This window comes from Oleiphilus sp. HI0079, from assembly GCF_001635105.1.
The window spans coordinates 1-816 of sequence record NZ_LWFT01000148.1; the positions used below are offsets into that span (position 1 = coordinate 1).

1 protein-coding gene is annotated in these 816 nt (G+C 39.2%); it reads left to right on the forward strand.

Annotation, left to right across the window (positions count from 1 at the left end; translation table 11 throughout):
* Window positions 1–307 precede the first annotated feature (307 nt).
* A complete protein-coding gene (locus tag A3750_RS02265) occupies window positions 308–754 on the forward strand; it encodes a hypothetical protein (protein ID WP_068455402.1) in 447 nt (148 codons plus the stop codon).
* Window positions 755–816 lie beyond the last annotated feature (62 nt).

An 816-nucleotide genomic window follows, 5' to 3' on the forward strand; every position in this document is an offset into this window, starting at 1 on the left:
GATGGTAGAATTAAAAATAATCGGTGAATTGAAGTTCAAGGTTCTTTTCAATAAAGAGAAAAAGAGTGGCGACCAAAACACCCCATTCTAAAGAAAAACCTAGGGCAATCAATCACCTAACAAGAAGCTCAAATGGACAAAATATGCTGTCATCCTTTTTGCAAAAACACGCAAAAAAGCTGCCATCAAATTTTGCCGTTTAGCTAGGCGTTATGTTTTTTATTACTTCTCGGGTAATCGAATTTATTAGCTAGAAGGATATAATCAATTGCTCTTTTAAACAGAATAAGCAGAAAGGAATCAAAAATTGACGATTAAAATTGGGCCTCTTGGAGGCAAACTCATATTCTGGGGGGCTACACTTTTTCTAATTGGCCTTATTCAAGGTGGTCTAATTCCTTATTTCCTAAATCCGCGTATGGCTTTGTCTGCTCACTTGGCTGCGGTTCAAAGTGGCATGGCGCTTATGATATTTGGTGTCGTCTTTGAGTTACTTTCTCTTAAAGATAAATGGTTAAAAATAGCCTATTGGTCAGGTTTATTAAGCATGTATTTAGTTTGGTTTTCTATTACGCTGTCAGCAGTATTTGGGGCAAGTAAAGCATTGCCAATGGCTGGCCAAGGTTTCTCAGCTAGTTACGTAGTTGAAACATTGGTGCTGTTAACTGTATATACCGGGGCGGGCCTTGGTATTTTATCAAGCTTGCTAATCGTGCTTGGTTTATCGAGGTTTGTTCAATCAAAGACAACATAACCAGCAGCTCCACCGGACTCCGTAATGTTTGCACCTTTCCTGCAAAACACGCAGCAAAGTCG